At 60.5% G+C, this 15,050-nt stretch carries 12 protein-coding genes; 4 read left to right on the top strand and 8 right to left on the bottom strand.

Annotated elements, in window-relative coordinates; translation table 11 throughout:
* Positions 1 to 171 precede the first annotated feature (171 nt).
* The gene (locus EJA72_RS20835; RefSeq protein WP_157713253.1) at positions 172 to 2,400 is read right to left on the bottom strand and encodes a C1 family peptidase; all 2,229 of its coding nucleotides are present in this window, start codon (positions 2,398 to 2,400) and stop codon (positions 172 to 174) included.
* A gap of 279 nt (positions 2,401 to 2,679) precedes the next feature.
* On the opposite strand from EJA72_RS20835, the gene EJA72_RS20830 reads away from it, so the two are divergent.
* Positions 2,680 to 3,048, top strand: a complete 369-nt coding sequence (locus EJA72_RS20830) for a DUF427 domain-containing protein (protein ID WP_157713252.1) — start codon at positions 2,680 to 2,682, stop codon at positions 3,046 to 3,048.
* 9 nt (positions 3,049 to 3,057) lie between these two features.
* Here the strand turns inward: EJA72_RS20830 and lldD are convergent, their stop codons facing one another.
* The 3 genes from lldD to EJA72_RS20815 form a co-directional block, all read right to left on the bottom strand.
* Positions 3,058 to 4,200, bottom strand: coding sequence for an FMN-dependent L-lactate dehydrogenase LldD (gene lldD, locus EJA72_RS20825; RefSeq protein WP_157713251.1), 1,143 nt, complete (start codon positions 4,198 to 4,200; stop codon positions 3,058 to 3,060).
* Between the two features lie 136 nt (positions 4,201 to 4,336).
* Positions 4,337 to 5,959 (bottom strand): MFS transporter, encoded by a 1,623-nt coding sequence (locus EJA72_RS20820; protein ID WP_157713250.1) that lies wholly within the window; start codon positions 5,957 to 5,959, stop codon positions 4,337 to 4,339.
* A gap of 214 nt (positions 5,960 to 6,173) precedes the next feature.
* The gene (locus tag EJA72_RS20815; protein ID WP_157713249.1) at positions 6,174 to 7,820 is read right to left on the bottom strand and encodes a GMC family oxidoreductase; all 1,647 of its coding nucleotides are present in this window, start codon (positions 7,818 to 7,820) and stop codon (positions 6,174 to 6,176) included.
* A gap of 120 nt (positions 7,821 to 7,940) precedes the next feature.
* Here EJA72_RS20815 and EJA72_RS20810 point away from each other — a divergent pair, with 120 nt between their 5' ends.
* Positions 7,941 to 8,825, top strand: coding sequence for a LysR family transcriptional regulator (locus EJA72_RS20810; RefSeq protein WP_157713248.1), 885 nt, complete (start codon positions 7,941 to 7,943; stop codon positions 8,823 to 8,825).
* Between the two features lie 184 nt (positions 8,826 to 9,009).
* Here EJA72_RS20810 and EJA72_RS20805 read toward each other — a convergent pair whose 3' ends face one another.
* The 3 genes from EJA72_RS20805 to EJA72_RS20795 all read right to left on the bottom strand — a co-directional run bounded on the left by EJA72_RS20805 (position 9,010) and on the right by EJA72_RS20795 (position 12,884).
* Positions 9,010 to 10,110, bottom strand: a complete 1,101-nt coding sequence (locus EJA72_RS20805; protein WP_157713247.1) for a DNA alkylation repair protein — start codon at positions 10,108 to 10,110, stop codon at positions 9,010 to 9,012.
* Between the two features lie 161 nt (positions 10,111 to 10,271).
* The gene (locus tag EJA72_RS20800) at positions 10,272 to 12,080 is read right to left on the bottom strand and encodes a monovalent cation:proton antiporter-2 (CPA2) family protein (RefSeq protein ID WP_157713246.1); all 1,809 of its coding nucleotides are present in this window, start codon (positions 12,078 to 12,080) and stop codon (positions 10,272 to 10,274) included.
* A gap of 198 nt (positions 12,081 to 12,278) precedes the next feature.
* The gene (locus tag EJA72_RS20795; RefSeq protein WP_157713245.1) at positions 12,279 to 12,884 is read right to left on the bottom strand and encodes a DJ-1/PfpI family protein; all 606 of its coding nucleotides are present in this window, start codon (positions 12,882 to 12,884) and stop codon (positions 12,279 to 12,281) included.
* A gap of 151 nt (positions 12,885 to 13,035) precedes the next feature.
* Between EJA72_RS20795 and EJA72_RS20790 the strand changes: the two genes are divergently transcribed.
* Positions 13,036 to 13,344 carry an RcnB family protein gene (locus tag EJA72_RS20790; RefSeq protein ID WP_157713285.1) on the top strand — a complete coding sequence of 103 codons (309 nt, stop codon included), beginning with the start codon at positions 13,036 to 13,038 and terminating at the stop codon, positions 13,342 to 13,344.
* Positions 13,345 to 13,444: 100 nt separating this feature from the next.
* Positions 13,445 to 13,909, top strand: a complete 465-nt coding sequence (locus tag EJA72_RS20785) for a hypothetical protein (RefSeq protein ID WP_157713244.1) — start codon at positions 13,445 to 13,447, stop codon at positions 13,907 to 13,909.
* Between the two features lie 6 nt (positions 13,910 to 13,915).
* Here EJA72_RS20785 and EJA72_RS20780 read toward each other — a convergent pair whose 3' ends face one another.
* Positions 13,916 to 14,989: a sensor domain-containing diguanylate cyclase gene (locus tag EJA72_RS20780; RefSeq protein ID WP_157713243.1), complete on the bottom strand. Its 1,074-nt coding sequence runs from the start codon at positions 14,987 to 14,989 to the stop codon at positions 13,916 to 13,918.
* Positions 14,990 to 15,050 lie beyond the last annotated feature (61 nt).

Below are 15,050 nucleotides of genomic sequence, written 5' to 3'. Positions count from 1 at the left end.
TATGGATGTACAGCTTTCGCATTGCGATTCGTTGCGACTGACGATTAACAGGCTCAGCCCATAACCCTGTGGGAGCGAGCCCGCTCGCGATGGCGATTTCACATTCGACATCTATGTTTGCTGATCAGACGCCATCGCGAGCAGGCTCGCTCCCACATTGGACCTCATACATCAGTAATTCAGGTTCACCACCGGCAGGTCCAGTTTCCCGTCGGGGTCGCGCCTGAGGATGGTCAACAGCACCGCGGTAATGACATTCACATCATTGTCGAAACCGCCGTGGGACGTATCGGCCTTGGTCCCCGCGCCGTAGTTCATCTTTGCGTCGTTGAAAATATGCAGGGTTTTCGCGAATTCGTCGGGTAAACCCCGGCCCGTGGCGGCAAACCCGGCAGGAATGGTTTTGCCCCAGTAAAACTGATTCCACTGCTCGGTCATGTTTTTCGCGGCAATGTTCCACTCGGCCAGGGCCGGATCGCTGAAGTCCTGGTAGTTTTTATCCAGCGCCTTGGCCATACCCAGCAGCGGCATGCGTTGCAGTTCTTCAAAGGCTCGGGAAACCAGATACAGCAGCGACTTGTGATACACGTTGATGACGTTATCGTCCTGTTCACGGGCGTCGGACATCATGTGAATGTGGAAATCCTGGCGCTTGAGCCCACCGGCTTCGATGACTTTGCGATAAGTCTGGTTGGCGAAATCGAGGGTGCACGCCGGGGCCATCAACGTCGATGTTTCAATGGACAGGCCTCGGGCCGACAACAGTTGAATCAAATGGCCGTTGATCAACGAACCCGCCGAGTGCCCGATCAGGTGCAGCTCGACGTTTTTCTGGCCGATGTCGGTCACCAGTTTTTTCAGGTTGTCCGCCAGTTCCACCAGCCCGCGCGGGGTGAAACCCGCCACGGAAGCGGCGTCGGCATTCTGTTTCATCTGGCTCCATTGATCGCCGCCGAGTTTTTTGGTGGCTAGTTCGACGGTGCGATCCAGGCCTTCCAGGGCTTTGTCCTTGAGGTTTTTCAGCATGTCGCCGAAGCCACCCGCTTCAGGAAACAACCCCGGCAACGCGTCCTGAACGATGTCCGCGAAGGTTTCCAGAGCGCCGGTGCGCCAGGTGACAAACAGCGGATAGATGCCATTTTCGAGAAAGTACGGCGCCATCGCGCAGATCCGGTTGATGGAGTCCGCTTCTGAATTGAGTCCGCCGTGGGCGTAGATGGCGATCCGCAGCACGGCCGGTTTGTTGGCTGCCGGCAGCTTGTCGTACCAGGCGCGCGGTGCCTCGTAGACGATGCGCTTGACGCCCGCCCGGACGTTTTCCACGTCGGTGAGGCGGGGGCCGATGCTGCCGTTGTTTTCCATCACGATGGTCAGCCCATACGCCTGGTCTTTTGTCAGCAGGGGCGGGCCCTTGCGGTCGGAATCGCGGGCGCTGGAGGTGAACAGCGAGACGCCTTCGCGCTTGGCGCTGACGCTCGACAGCGCATTACGAAACGGCGACTTGGCGTCGACTTTGGCACGCGTCGACAGGTTGTGTGCGGGCGCGCCGTGTTCGATGGGAACGCCGAGGGCCACGGTCCAGGCGTCCGTGCCATTGGCCAGCCAGTCCTCGAACGTCAGGATGGCGAAGCCGGAAAACCCCCAGTCGGTGGACCAGGAGTTCTGTACGATAAAGCCCTGATGGGTGTAGCCGATCAGGGCGAACGCGTGACCGCCCTGAGGCTTGCCCGGCCATTTGATGACCGGCAATTGCGACATGCCCTGGAACACCACAGGCGGGCGTTTTTTGGCCTTGGGCTGCATCAGCGCCCAACCCTGATGCACATTCGCGGAAACGTAGAGCGCGCGGGCTTCGAAGAGCGCCGCCATCATGGCGGTGATGTCGTCCTTCTCGACGCGGTAGTAGACCCCCAGCGGGCGAGTCATGGCGTCGATGGCCCAGTTCTCCGCCGGCGCTTCAAACGCGGGCACCGAGCCATTGGGCTTGACCGTGTACGGCCAAAGCGACTCTGCACAGACGCCATGCTTGTGCCAACCCTTCAGCGCGCCACGGCAACTGGAGCCGGAATAGTCTTCGCCCGGCCACTCGTCATACAGCTTGGCCAGGTGATAGAGCTGGCGCGGGCTGGTCTGGATGGCCGCACGGTCACGCAGCCACAGCAGGTAGTTGACCACGGCCGCCAGGCCGAAACCGGTGCAAGCGCCTTCATTGCCCTGGTTAAGGATCATGCCTTTTTCCAGATAAGCCGACAGCTCGCTCGCAATGGTTTTGTCGGCGGGCCAGGAGGGCGGAAGGGACTGGACGCGCGGCGTGAACAGGCGATCGCGCAGGTCCAGGCGATCGGGGCGGGCGTCGAGGGTGATGATTTTCTGATCGAGCGCGAACTGCGAGGCAGGCATGTGGGGTCCCTCAAGCGTGTGAGACTCGAACCCCCACGCCACGACTGCTCGACTGCGCAGTAAGGGTGTCAACGGTGGTATTGATCGTAGACGAAGTTTGAACGGCTTCGAATGTTTCGTGAGAGGAGGGGGCTGTCCGGGCAGCGTATTGACCCGTTCGGCTGCGCAGCCCTCGCAGAGGCGAAACATGAGGTATACCTGTTGGGTAGCGGTCGCAGGCTTGAGCACCGCTTCACCACCCAACGGGGATGAGCTCATCCCGTGAATCAGGAGTATCCGATGAAAACGTCCGGTCCCAGTCCTGTCATCACCATCGCCGAGCAGCCAGGCTGCCTGTTGGTGAAGTTTCACGGTATCCAGGTGGCCGCGTCCGCACGGGCGCTGGTGTTGCTCGAGGCCAACTACCCGCCGGTGTATTACGTTCCGCGCGAAGACATCGAGGAAAAGTACTTTGCCCGCACCGATCACACCAGTTATTGCCCCTATAAGGGCGATGCCAGTTACTTCAGCCTGCAAGTCCCAGGGCATGAAGGCGCCAATGCAGTGTGGAGCTATGAGAATCCGAAAGTGTCAGTGGATCAGATCAAAAACTACGTGGCGTTTTACCCCGATCAAGTGAAGTTCGAGCTCCTCGACGCCGAGGTCTGATGCTTGTTTTCAGCTAACAGCACCTACCAGCGTGGTTTCATCGATCTGGCCAATTGAAGTCACTCCGGTCAGGGTCATGGCCACGCGCATCTCTTTGGCGAAAATATCCAGCATGTTTTCCACCCCGCGCTGACCATCGGCCGCCAGCGCATAGGCCATCGAACGCCCGAGCAATACGCCTTTCGCCCCCAGCGCCAACATCCGCACGACATCCAGCCCCGAACGAATCCCCGAGTCGACCAGCACGGTCAGGTCATTGCCGACGGCTTGCATGATCGGCGGCAATGCCCGGGTCGTGGACAGCACGCCGTCGAGTTGTCGTCCGCCATGGTTCGAGACCACGATGCCGTCTGCGCCAAAGCTGACCGCGTCCCTGGCGTCCTGCGGGTCGAGAATGCCTTTGATGATCATCGGGCCTTTCCAGAAATCACGAATCCATTCCAGGTCGCTCCAGCTGATGGACGGGTCGAAGTTGTTCGCCAGCCAGCCCATGTAGTCTTCCAGCGTGACGGCCTTGCCCAGGTATTTCGAGATATTCCCCAAGTCGTGCGGGCGGCCCATGAGTCCGACATTGAAGGCCCAGTCGGGTCGGGTCATGGCCTGAAGTATTCGTCGCGACGACGCAAACGGCCCGGACATGCCCGAATGTGCGTCCCGGTATCGTGCGCCGGGGGTGGGCATGTCGACGGTGAACACCAGGTTTTTCACCCCGGCGGCCTTCGCACGCTCCAGCGCATTTTTCATGAAACCGCGGTCTTTCAACACATACAGCTGAAACCAGATGGGTTGTTGGCTTTGGGCCACGACTTCCTCGATGGAGCACACCGAGACCGTCGACAGGCACAGCGGGATGCCTTTGTTCTGCGCGGCTTTGACCGCCTGCACTTCACCCCGGCGGGCGAACATACCGGTCAGGCCGACTGGCGCCAGGATGATCGGCATCGAAAGCGGTTGATTGAAGAGGGTGGTTTCAAGGCTCAGGGATTCGACATTTTTCAGAATGCGCTGGCGCAGGCTGATGTGCGTCAGGTCGGCGCTGTTGGCCCTGAGCGTGTGCTCCGCATAAGCTCCGCCATCGATGTAGTCGAACAGAAAACGCGGCAGTTTGCGGCGGGCGGCCTCACGGTAGTCGGATGCGGATGAAATGATCATGGTGCCTCGGTCGAATGTAGGAGCGAGCTCGCTCGCGATGGTCGTAAACGATAACGCTGTCGGTCTGTTTTTCCCTACGGCGCTCTCGGGTTTTTCGCGAGCAAGCTCGCTCCTACAAGGGGCATTGCAGTTGATGTCAGTTGGTGTGCAGGTCCACGTTTTTGGTTTCACGCAAACAGATCATCCCCACCACCAGGCTTACGGCGGTAATCACCACCGGGTACCAGAGCCCGTAGAAAATGTCCCCGGTGTACACCACCAACGCGAACGACACCGTTGGCAGGAACCCGCCGAACCAGCCATTGCCGATGTGGTAGGGCAGCGACATCGAGGTGTAGCGGATGCGGGTCGGGAACAGTTCGACCATCAACGCCGCCAGTGGGCCGTAGCACATGGCCGAGATGATGATCAGCGCGACGATCAAGGCCACGATCATGGGCTTGTTGATCGACTGGGTGTCGGCTTGAGACGGATAGCCGCCCAACGTCACCGCGCCGCGCAGGGCCGCTTCGTCAAAGCCATCGATCTTCACGTCACCGACGCTGACCTGCACGCCGCTGCCGGCCGGGGCCGCTTCGCTGTTGTAGGGCAGGCCCTGTTTCACCAGGAAGGTTTTGACCTTGTCGCAAGGGCTGTCAAATTTCGCCTTGCCCACCGGGTCGAACTGGAACGTGCAGGTGGCCGGGTCAGCCAGCACGGTGATCGGCGCCTGACGGCTGGCCTGGTCGATGGCCGGGTTGGCGTAGTGGGCCAGGCTCTTGAAGATAGGAAAGTACAGCGCGGTGGCCAACAGCAGGCCGATCATCAGCACTGGCTTGCGTCCGACCTTGTCCGACAGCCAGCCAAAGAAAATGAAGAACGGTGCGCCGATGATCACGCTGACAATCAGCAGACCGTTGGCCAGCGCCGGGTCCATTTTCAGGAACTGGGTGAGGAAGAACAGCACGTAGAACTGCGCCGCATAGAAGGTCACCGCTTGCCCGGCGTTGATGCTGAACAGCGCGATCAAGACGACTTTGAGGTTTTCCCATTTGCCGAAAGAGTCACGAAGTGGCGATTTGCAGAGCTTGCCTTCCTCTTTCATTTTCACGAAGGCGGGCGACTCGTGCAGGCTCAAGCGAATCCAGGTCGAGATGCCCAGCAGCAGGATCGAAAACAGAAACGGAATCCGCCAGCCCCAGACTTCGAACTGGTCGCCGGTGAAGTAGCGGCAGCCGAGTACCACCAGCAACGACAGCAGCAGCCCGAGGGTCGCGGTGGACTGAATCCAGCTGGTGTGGAAACCGCGTTTGCCGATGGGCGCGTGCTCCGCGACGTACGTGGCCGCGCCGCCGTATTCCCCGCCAAGGGCCAGGCCCTGAAGCATGCGCAGCACCACCAGGATGATCGGCGCGGCGATGCCGATGCTCGCGTATGTCGGCAGCAACCCGACGCAGAAGGTCGCCAGGCCCATGAGGATAATGGTCGCGAGGAACGTGTATTTACGCCCGATCATGTCCCCCAACCGCCCGAACACCAGCGCACCGAATGGCCGCACGACAAAGCCAGCGGCGAACGCCATGAGCGCGAAGATGAACGCGGTGGTGTCGTTGACCCCGGCGAAAAACTGTTTGCTGATGACGGCCGCGAGCGCGCCGTAGAGGAAAAAGTCGTACCACTCGAACACGGTACCGAGGGACGACGCGAAGATGACTTTGCGAGTGTCGCGGCCGGCATCGGCGCTGCTTGTGATTTCCAGTGGCTGAACATGTTCTGACATATCGGTATCCCTTACAGTGATTGTTTTTGTTGTTCCACTGTCGGCGCCGTCCTTGTGGGTGGTGCCGCTACTGTCGATGTATCGGGTGTACTCGTTCCATGTGGGAGCGAGCCTGCTCGCGATGGTCGAAAACGATAACGCTGTCTGTCTGTTTTCCTGCGGCGCTTTCGAGTTTTTCGCGAGCGAGCTCGCTCCTACAGTGCTCGTGTGTTGATCAAGGGTGAGTGGCCAGTTCCTTTTGTTCGGTGAGGCTCCTTGTGGCGGGATTGAGGATGAGTTGCGCGGCTTTCTCGGCAATCATCAGCGTAGGCGAGCAGGTGTTGCCCGAGGTGATGCGCGGCATGATCGACGCATCGGCGATACGCAGGCCGGGGATGCCGTGGACGTTCAATTGCGCATCCACCACCGAGTCGGCGTCGTTGCCCATGCGGCAGGTGCCCACCGGGTGGAAAATCGTGGTGCCGATGCGGGCGGCGGCTTCGTGCAGTTCTGCTTCGCTTTGCAGGCTGTCACCCGGCAGGTATTCCACCGGTTTGAACGCTCGCAAGGCCGGTGCAGCAACGATGCGCCGGGTCAGGCGGATGGCGTCGGCCGCGACGCGCAAATCTTCGGGGTGGCTCAAGTAATTGGGCTGAATCAGCGGTGCTTCCTGCGGATTGGCCGAGCGAATGTCGATGCGCCCACGGCTTTGCGGACGCAAATCGCACACCGATGCAGTAAAAGCCGGGAAGGCGTGCAAGGGTTCGCCGAAGCGTTCCAGCGACAGGGGTTGCACGTGGTATTCGAGATTGGCCGAGGTCTGCTCCGGTCCCGAGCGGGCAAACGCGCCGAGCTGACTCGGCGCCATCGACAGCGGGCCGCTGCGGTCATACAGATAACGCAGGCCCATGCCCATTTTGCCCCACAGGCTGCCGGCGATCTGGTTCAGGGTGCGGGCGTTTTCGAGTTTGTAGATCAGCCGCAGTTGCAGGTGATCCTGCAGGTTGCCGCCCACGCCGGGCAACTCATGGGCAACGCCGATCCCGAGTTTTTCCAGGAGTGGGCGAGGGCCGATGCCGGAGCGTTGAAGGATGGTGGGCGAACCCACGGCGCCTGCGCACAGAATGATTTCCTTGCGCGCCTTGAAGGTTTTCGCCTGACCTTGCCAGCGCGTGCTGACCGCCGATGCGCGACCGTTTTCCAGCAACACGCGGTCCACTTCAACATCGGTCAGGACCGTGAGATTGGGCCGGTGGCGGATCGGTTTGAGAAACGCCTTGGCCGCGTTCCAGCGAATTCCGCCTTTCTGATTGACCTGAAAGTAACCGCAACCTTCGTTGTCGCCCTGGTTGAAGTCGTCGATGCTGGCGATGCCGCTTTGCTCGGCCGCGTTGCGGAATGCATCAAGAATCGGCCACGACAGGCGCTGGCGCTCGATCCGCCATTCGCCGGCGGCGCCGTGAAACTGCGAATCGCCGGCAAAATGGTTTTCGCTTTTCTTGAACAAGGGCAACACATCGTTCCAGCTCCAGCCGGGATTGCCGTCGGCCGCCCAGCTTTCGTAGTCCCCGGCCTGGCCGCGCATGTAGATCATGCCGTTGATTGAAGAGCAGCCGCCGAGCACTTTTCCCCGTGGGTAGCTCAAGGCACGGCCTTGCAGGCCAGATTGTGCTTCAGTCTTGAAGCACCAGTCGGTGCGCGGGTTGCCGATGCAGAACAGGTAGCCCACCGGGATATGAATCCACGCGTAGTTATCGCGGCCGCCCGCTTCGAGCAGCAACACTCGGTGTTGCGGATTGGCCGACAGCCGATTGGCCAGCAAGCAGCCGGCTGGCCCTGCGCCGACCACGATGTAATCGTATTCATCCAGGGAAGTCTGCATCCCTGACCTCGCGTGTTGTTATTGTTGTCGGTCATCCTAGTTGTTAGCTTTCGTCAAAAGAATGTTAGTTTTTGCGCAGCCGCTGTGCGTTTTTAAACAGCATAGCCCTGAGGACGCTTCATGTTTGACTGGAATGACCTGCGGTTTTTTCTCGAGTTGCAGCGCAGCGGGCGTTTGCTCACCGCTGCTCGCCGTTTGAACACGACCCATGCCACGGTGGCCCGGCACATCGAGGCCATTGAAAAAAGTCTCGGCACTGCGCTGTTTGTCCAGCATGCGCAGGGTTACGAACTGACCCCGGCCGGGGAGGCCCTGCTTAAACACGCCGAGGCCATGGAAAACGTCGCGCTGCTGGCGCAGGAAGAAATCACTCAATCCACGGCGCCGCTGGGCAAGATCCGGGTCGGGGTGACCGAGGGCCTGGGCATCATGTTCCTCGCCAGCCGCATGAACGGTTTGTTCGAGCGCTATCCGGGCCTGGAAGTGGAACTGGTGGCGGTGCCGCGCTTTGTCAGTATCCTTAACCGCGAGGCTGAGATCAGCATTCACCTCGAACGCCCGGCCGCCGACATGCTGGTCACCCGCAAACTGACGGACTATCGTCTGGCGCTTTACGCCAGCCAGGATTACCTGGATCGCGCGCCACCGCTGCGCAGCCGCGAAGACCTCGGCCGTCATGCCTGGATCGGTTATGTCGACGACTTGCTGTTTAGCCAGGAATTGATGTTTCTCAACAGTTTTTGCCGCAACCCGCAGGTGGTCTTTCACAGCACCAGCGTGATCGCCCAGCACCAGGCGGCGCGTTCAGGCCTGGGGATTGCGGTGCTCCCGTGCTACATGGCCAGCGCAGATCCGGGCCTGGTGCCGCTGCTGCCGGAGGAAAGCATCCAGCGCAGCTACTGGATTAGCACCCGCCGTGAATTGCACAAATCCGTGCGGTTGCGGGTGTTGTGGGATTACGTGGTGGAGTTGTGTGAGCGTGAGCAAACGCTACTACTGGGCTAAATCGGCAACACCACGTTTGGTGTGGCTGTCTTGCTTCTGTGGTGAGGGGATTTAGCGACCCGTCGCACCGCCCCGTTCGGCTGCGCAGCAGTCGCAAAACCGGTGTAGGACTGCAAAACGCAGGGGGCTGCTTCGCAGCCCAACGGGGATAAATCCCCTCGCCACAGTTTTGCGGCGCGACAAATTACGCGAGGATTTCGAACGCGGTGCTCGCCAGCCGTTCGCCGTTCACCAGGATATGCACCGCATGCATCCCCGCGTAATGACGGCGGGTGGTGAGTTCCTTGATGTGCTGGCTGCGGGCAACCGCTTCGCAGGCGTTGCCGGGAAGTGTCAGGGCCTTGAGCTTGAACACCTTCGCCGAGGTGCTGCCGTTGGCCTTCACGTAATCGATGGCGTAGTCGATCACCAGGCGCTGGCTGTTTTCGACCGTGGATTTGACGGTAAACGACAGGGTGATTTTCTCTCCGAGCCCGATCACCGCTGGCGTGATGTTCAGGTCAATGATCTCGACCTCCGGTTTACCGCCTGCACCGATGATCGCCAGTGCTCGTTGGTTACCCTGTTTGATCAGGCTGCGCAGGGCATGCCGGGCGATCCAGGCGGTGTGTTTGTTGTCCAGCGACCAGTCCTCGATCAGGTCCAGCACCCAGTCGGGATGGTCCTTGGTGATGTCGTTCAGGTGGTTGGCCACGGACTTGCGCACGTAGAGGCTGGTGTCGGCCTTGAGGTTGTCGAGGATGGCCGCCGCCAGGCTCGGGTCGGCCTGGATTCGTTCCAGGCGGAACGACCACGGCAGGCGCGGTCGGCTGCCTTCGCTGGCCAGGCGCCGGACGTGTTCGTTTTCATCCAGCGACCAATCGTGCAGGCGCTCGAGCGAGCGCTCGAAATCGCTGCGCAGGAAATGCCGGATGGCGAATTCCGCAGAGCCGAAGGTCGTGAAGTATTTCAGCGCGTCCATCGACGATTCGAAGGCATGGGCGCCATACATCGCGACGTAATGCGGCAACGAGATGCTGACGAAGCCGCTGTTCAGCCGCGGGGCGAGGGCGCGCAGTACGTCGAGGGTTTCTTCGTAATCCAGCGGCAGCACCGCATGCAGGCATTCGCTGACCCGCGCCATGCGCTGCATGATCGATAACGACGCGAGGTCTTCGTTGGCCATGTTCAGGAAGGCCTTGGCGTTGAACGCGGGGTAGACCGCGGTCATCTCGGTGGCGATGTGCTGCAGGCGTTCGGTGTTGAAGATTTCTTTCAGGGCGGGGGCGGGTTGGTCGGCAGCCATTGTGGATTCCTTTGAGATTGTTTATTGATCCAGATGTACCGCGTTATCGTTCATCGCGAGCAGGCTCACTCCCACAGGGGTCTTCGGTGAACACATGACTTGTGTACGACCGAGAACAATGTGGGAGCGAGCCTGCTCGCGATGGGGCCCTCAAATGCACATCAACTCTTGCCCGATTGCTCTTCCAGCTGATCCGATTCAAACAACTTCGCCAATTCCGCCCTGGCTTCCTGCGCCGTCTGCAACACCTTCGCGGCATCGTCATACACCGCATGCTGCGCTTCCAGCACTTGTTCATCGTGATGCTTGAAGCGTTTGATCCGCGCATCCGCCTGAGCCTGGGTCAGCCCCAGGCCGACCAGCGTGCGCCGGCTCATTTCCAGGCTCGAATAATAGGTTTCGCGAATGGCCTCGGCGCCAAGGTCGACCAGGCGGTGCACGTGCTGGCGGTTACGCGCCCGGGCGATGATCTTGATGTGCGGATAGAGCCGGTGCACCACCTCGGCGGTCTTGATGTTGGTGTCCGGGTCATCAGTGGCGATGATGAAATATTCCGCCTGCTCGACCTTGGCCGCGCTGAGGATTTCCGGGCGCATGGGGTCGCCGTAGAACACCGGCACGCCGCCGAAGCTGCGGGACAGTTCGATGGTTTCGACCGAGGTGTCGAGGGCGACAAACTTGATGTTCTGCGCCCGCAGGATCCGCGCCACGATCTGCCCCATCCGGCCCATGCCGGCGATCACCACGCGCGGCTCGTCGGTATCGATCTCGCGGAATTTTTCCGGCACCACCACCGGTTGAACCCGGGGTGAATACAGTCGTGCGCACAGCAGCAACAGCAGCGGCGTCACCGCCATGGACAAGGTGATCGTCAGCACCAGCAAGTCATACAGGCGCGGCTCGAACAGGCCTTGATCGCGCCCGATCTTGAACACCACGAACGCAAACTCACCACCGGCAGCCAGCACGATACCGAGGCGAATCGCGCTGACCTTGCCCAGCCCACCGGCCAGGCGCCCGACCACGAACAGCAGCGGCAACTTGATGGCGATCAGCAACAGTGTCAGGCCCAGTACTGTGATCGGTGCGCTCAGCAGCAAACTCAGGTTGGCGCCCATGCCGACGCTGATGAAGAACAGCCCGAGCAACAGGCCCTTGAACGGTTCGATCTGCGCTTCCAGCTCATGGCGATACTCGGAGTCCGCCAGCAGCAACCCGGCGAGGAACGCGCCCAACGCCATGGAGACACCGACCAGGTCCATCAGCCACGCCGTGCCGATCACCACCAGCAACGCGGTGGCGGTGGATACCTCGGGCAAACCGGTCTTTGCCACGACACGGAACACCGGTCGCAACAGGTAGCGCCCGCCGATCACCACCACCGCGATGCTGCCCAGCACGCGCAAGCCATGGTTCAAATCTTCGGCAGCGCTGGTGGTGTGGTCGCCACCGGCCAGCAGCGGCACCATGGCAATTAGCGGGATGGCGGCAATGTCCTGGAACAGCAGGATCGCAAACGCCAGCCGCCCATGGGGGCTGGTCAGTTCCTTGCGTTCGGCCAGGCTTTGCAGGCCAAACGCAGTGGACGACAGCGCGAGCCCCAGGCCCAGCACAATTGCACTGTTCAGCGGTTGGCCAAACACGAAAAGCGCCAGCACGCCGATCACGGAACCGGTCAGTAGCACCTGCGCCAAGCCGACGCCGAACACCGATTTGCGCATCACCCACAAACGCCGGGGCGACAGCTCAAGGCCAATGATGAACAGCAGCAACACCACGCCGAGCTCGGAGATGTGGCTGACGCTCTGCGGGTTGCCGATCAGGCCCAGCACCGACGGCCCGATGATGACGCCGGCAAACAGATAACCCAGCACCGCCCCCAATTGCAGACGCTTGGCCAAGGGCACGGTGAGCACGGCCGCGAACAGAAAAACGACAGCGGCTTGCAACAGGTTGCCTTCGTGGGGCATGACTTACTCCTGGACTCGGTACGGCGGAGCGTCAAGGATAAGGGTTGCAGCCACAGGCGTCAGCCTGAACATAAATTGTTGTTGAATGAAGTACCGCCATCGCGAGCAGGCTCACTCCCACAGGGCTTCTGTGGGCGACACAGATCCAATGTAGGAGCGAGCTTGCTCGCGATGGCGCCAGAACAGACACCCCGTCTCTCAGATATGCACCTGAATATGCGCCAACCCCCGGGCCACATACTCTTCCTTCTCACCCACCGGAGCGAAGTAATGCAGCACCTCTTGCGCCGTTTCCTTGCCCTTCAACCGTGCCAGCAACCAGGCCGACACGTACTGCGCGGAGAAACAACCGCCCGCCGTGGCGATGTTGCCGTTGGCGTAAAACGCCTGATTGACGATATTAACGCCCGCCGCCTGCACCCACGGCTTGCTGGTGGTGTCGGTGCAGGCCGGAGCCTCGCCGAGCAGGCCGAGTTTCGCCAGCAGGAACGTCCCGGAACATTGCGACGCCAATAACTGGCGGGACGAATCAAAACGCAGCTGATCCATGATGGCCGCATCATTGGCCACTTCACGGGTCTTCATGCCGCTGCCCACCAGCACCGCGTCCGCCCGGCAGGCCTCGGCCAGATCGATGTGCGCATCGATGGTCAAGCCGTTCATGGACGTGACCCGCGACGTCGGCGAAGCGATGCTCACCCGCCAGTCCTTGTCACCGAGCAAGGAAATCCGGCTGAGCATGCCGTAGGCAATCAGGGAATCGAGTTCGTTGAAGCCGTCGAAGGTCAGAATGGCGATGTGCATGGCGAATCCCGGTGGGTTTTTTTGGCAGCCTACGCCGACACTGGGTGAAGCGTCCCGTACAGTCCGGCACAGAATCATCGCAACAGTAATGAATGATTTGACCCGGGCGCAGTCGGAATTCGGGTACGACGACATCACTGGAGGTTCACCGATGAACAACAAGACCCTTATCGCCAGCCTGGCCCTCGTTGCCGGCCTCGCCGGTATCAGCCCGATCGTTCAAGCGGATGACCCACCGCAGAAAACCGTCCAGCCCGGCGTCAACAACGCCCGCAAACTGGTGGTCGGCGACCGCGCCCCGGACGTCTACCAACGCAGCGAAAAAGCCCTGGTCAACTGGAAACAGAAAGGCCTGAAACCACCGAAAGCACAGGCCCAGTGGGTGCAGATCAACGACAAGTACATGATGGTGATGATTACCAACGGGACGATCATGGATGTCACGCCAGTGGAGAAGTAGGCGGGCAGCAACAATTGGCCATGGAAGGCTGATTGAAATCATCCGGCGTTCCGGCAAAGCTCGCCGGCGATTTTATTGGCTGGATGTCAGGAGCGACTCGTTGGAAAAGAACCCCCTATACCGAAAGGTCAACACCCGAACCTGGGGTGTCTGGCGGAACGATTACACCGGACACTATCGGCATCAACGCAATACCAAGGCTGACATGCAAAACGATTCACCGCGAGGTTCGATGCATGGAACTCGCCGGTACGGATTCGATTACACGCCGTTATTCCGGTTCCTGTTATCTCGCGTCGGCAGGCGATGGGATCAGGTATTCAGCGAGGCTGTGTCTCGTCTTGATCGGGCGGATCCGGTGTACTGGATGGTTGCGCTGCATGAAAGCGAAAGGCAGGAACATGTCAGGTTGGGGGAGTCCAGCTATTTCAGTGGCTTGTATGTCGATGATCAGGGGCTTCTGCAAATCGTCAATCCTGAATTAACGGCTGAGCACATGAAGCCTTACTGCCCTTGCTGCACTCACACCTTCAACGGCGCTGTCTTTGGTCAACGCAAGGACTGAGCAGCGTTATTCAACCCGACTATGACTCAGCGCCTGATCGCCCAACCGATACTGATTATTCCCGCTACGTTTAGCCTCATACATCGCCAGGTCCGCGATGTGGATCAGCCGGTCCATGCTCGGCGCATGGTCGGGGAACACCGCGACCCCCAAGCTGGTGCCGATGTGGCGCTGGTCGTTGCCGATGGTGATGGGTGGTGAGAGTTCGACGAAGATTTTCTGGCAGATGCTGCGAGCCTCGTCCTGCAGGCTGATGCCTTGGGCGAGTCCTTGCAGGATGACCACGAATTCGTCGCCGCCGATGCGCGCAACGGTGTCGGTCGCGCGCAGGATGCGCTTCAACCGCGTGGCGGTGGTGATCAACACCCGGTCTCCGGCGGCGTGTCCGTAGTGGTCGTTGATAGCCTTGAACCCGTTGAGGTCGACAAACACCAGCGCCACCCGTGTGCCGCTGATGCGCGCCTGCTCCAGCGCGTCGGACAGGCGCTCTTCCAGCACGAGGCGGTTGGGCAGGCCGGTCAGCGGGTCAAAGTGGGCCAGGTGTTGCAGGTAGCTGGCAGAGGCTTTTTCCTCGGTGATGTCGCGCACCACGCCCATCATCTTGATCGTTTCGTCGTGGTCGTTTTTGACCACGTTGCCGGTTTCGCGAAGCCAGCGAATGGTGCCGTCGGGCCAGACCACGCGGTATTCCTCGTCGTGGTTTTCGCCGGTTTCCAGGCAGTGCAGTTCGCCCGCCCGGACCCTGGCGCGGTCGTCCGGGTGCACGCACGAGCAAAACAACGCGTAGGAGGGCGTGACCTCGCCGATCCGGAAGCCGAACATGCCGTAGATCGCGTCGGACCAGTAAAGCCTGTCCGTGTCGACATCCCAGTCCCACGTGCCGATGCGAGCGAAATACTGGCTGCGCTTGAAGCGTTCGACGTCATGGTCCTGACGGAAATTCTGCCCAACGGTCAGGCTGCCAATCAGCAGACGACACGCCTCAAGCTGCTTTCGCAGCGAGCGCTCGCGGAGGATCAACACGACGATCAGGGCAAGCAACACTGAGCCGATGGCTGCGCTGGTCCAATCGACATTCATTTCAGGGCTGCCATCATGGCGTATTGAACCGTCCGGGATAGGTGAGGCTTATGGTAGTTCA

Origin of the sequence: Pseudomonas sp. PB120 (assembly GCF_009761815.1) — a bacterium.
In the GTDB taxonomy this organism is placed as follows: Bacteria; Pseudomonadota; Gammaproteobacteria; order Pseudomonadales; family Pseudomonadaceae; genus Aquipseudomonas.
Note: the sequence above shows the minus strand (reverse complement) of the source record. Positions and strands in the feature narration are given on the sequence as shown.

Excerpts from the sequence above, each read along its gene's own strand:
- EJA72_RS20835 (WP_157713253.1), bottom strand. The coding sequence starts at position 2,400 with ATGCCTGCCTCGCAGTTCGCGCTCGATCAGAAAATCATCACCCTCGAC.
- EJA72_RS20830 (WP_157713252.1), top strand. The coding sequence starts at position 2,680 with ATGAAAACGTCCGGTCCCAGTCCTGTCATCACCATCGCCGAGCAGCCA.
- lldD (WP_157713251.1), bottom strand. The coding sequence starts at position 4,200 with ATGATCATTTCATCCGCATCCGACTACCGTGAGGCCGCCCGCCGCAAA.
- EJA72_RS20820 (WP_157713250.1), bottom strand. The coding sequence starts at position 5,959 with ATGTCAGAACATGTTCAGCCACTGGAAATCACAAGCAGCGCCGATGCC.
- EJA72_RS20815 (WP_157713249.1), bottom strand. The coding sequence starts at position 7,820 with ATGCAGACTTCCCTGGATGAATACGATTACATCGTGGTCGGCGCAGGG.
- EJA72_RS20810 (WP_157713248.1), top strand. The coding sequence starts at position 7,941 with ATGTTTGACTGGAATGACCTGCGGTTTTTTCTCGAGTTGCAGCGCAGC.
- EJA72_RS20805 (WP_157713247.1), bottom strand. The coding sequence starts at position 10,110 with ATGGCTGCCGACCAACCCGCCCCCGCCCTGAAAGAAATCTTCAACACC.
- EJA72_RS20800 (WP_157713246.1), bottom strand. The coding sequence starts at position 12,080 with ATGCCCCACGAAGGCAACCTGTTGCAAGCCGCTGTCGTTTTTCTGTTC.
- EJA72_RS20795 (WP_157713245.1), bottom strand. The coding sequence starts at position 12,884 with ATGCACATCGCCATTCTGACCTTCGACGGCTTCAACGAACTCGATTCC.
- EJA72_RS20790 (WP_157713285.1), top strand. The coding sequence starts at position 13,036 with ATGAACAACAAGACCCTTATCGCCAGCCTGGCCCTCGTTGCCGGCCTC.
- EJA72_RS20780 (WP_157713243.1), bottom strand. The coding sequence starts at position 14,989 with ATGAATGTCGATTGGACCAGCGCAGCCATCGGCTCAGTGTTGCTTGCC.